General features: G+C 56.1%; 1 tRNA gene. It reads right to left on the bottom strand.

Annotated elements, in window-relative coordinates:
• Positions 1-88: 88 nt before the first annotated feature.
• A tRNA-Ala gene (locus IFT63_RS17465) sits at positions 89-164 on the bottom strand.
• Between the last annotated feature and the right edge of the window lie 89 nt (positions 165-253).

Genomic DNA, 253 nt, shown 5'->3' with positions numbered 1-253 from the left:
CTACCGACCTCACCCTTATCAGGGGTGCGCTCTAACCACCTGAGCTACAGACCCGGAAACGTGTGTTATCCGGAAATTGCTCAAACCCTGGTGGAGCCTGTCGGGATCGAACCGACGACCCCCTGCTTGCAAAGCAGGTGCTCTCCCAGCTGAGCTAAGGCCCCGAAAGGGACTTCCAAACCAACGATGTCGGCTTGATTCTCTGAATGCAGGTACTTTGTGAAGACGCCCGACAGGACGATGTTGCCTTTGC

It is taken from the genome of Stenotrophomonas sp. CFBP 13724 (assembly GCF_014841975.1).
Classification (GTDB): domain Bacteria; phylum Pseudomonadota; class Gammaproteobacteria; order Xanthomonadales; family Xanthomonadaceae; genus Stenotrophomonas; species Stenotrophomonas lacuserhaii.
Note: the sequence above shows the minus strand (reverse complement) of the source record. Positions and strands in the feature narration are given on the sequence as shown.